This window comes from Protofrankia sp. Cr1, assembly GCF_963555865.1.
Lineage (GTDB): Bacteria > Actinomycetota > Actinomycetes > Frankiales > Frankiaceae > Protofrankia.
Genome location: NZ_CAUVXO010000126.1, coordinates 1 through 811, shown reverse-complemented (window position 1 = coordinate 811; position 811 = coordinate 1). Strand labels below are relative to the sequence as shown.

Below are 811 nucleotides of genomic sequence, written 5' to 3'. Positions count from 1 at the left end.
TTCGCTCGCGTCATCGGCGGCGACCGGGTGCAGGTGACCCAGATCCTCAAGCCCAGTGTCGACCCACACGACTACGAACCGTCGCCGGCGGATGTCAAGGCGATCGGCGAGGCGAACGTTCTCGTGGCCAACGGTGTGGGTCTGGAGAAGTGGCTCGACAGCGCGATTTCGTCCGCGAATTTCAAGGGCACCCGGGTGGAGGCCAGCGCGGGCGTGAAGATTCGTGGTGACAACGGCGTAGACGAAGGCTTTAGCGGACTTGATTCTCACATCTGGCACAATCCGCTGAACGTCAAGATCATGGCTGCCAACATCCAGGCTGGGTTCACCGCCAGGGATCCTTTCGGTGCGGACACCTATGAGGAGAACCTGGCCGCATACACCATCAAACTCGACGCACTCGACGCGGACATCGCACGGCAGATCAACTCGCTGCCTCCCGCAAACCGCAAACTCGTGACCAACCACGACGCCTTCGGCTATTACGTCGATCGGTATCAGCTGACCTTTGTCGGGTCGATCATTCCAGGTTTCGACACGTCAGCGGAACTGTCCGGCCGGGATGCCGACAATCTCGTCAGCGAGATCAAGAAGACCGGCGCCAAAGCGATCTTCTCTGAGTCGTCGCTGCCGCCGAACACGGCCGAGATGATCGGTCGGGAAGCCGGCGTGAAGGTAATGGCGGGGGAGGATGCCCTCTACGGTGACACGCTCGGCCCGCAGGGCTCGGCCGGCGCGACGTACCTGCAGATGGAAGAGCACAACACTAAAACGATCGTCGGGGCCCTGATGTGAGGGCATAGATCCACGC

1 protein-coding gene is annotated in these 811 nt (G+C 61.3%); it reads left to right on the top strand.

Annotation, left to right across the window (positions count from 1 at the left end; all coding sequences use genetic code 11):
* On the top strand, positions 1–795 hold a 795-nt coding region (locus U9980_RS12435), incomplete at its 5' end, for a metal ABC transporter substrate-binding protein (RefSeq protein WP_322768047.1).
* Between the last annotated feature and the right edge of the window lie 16 nt (positions 796–811).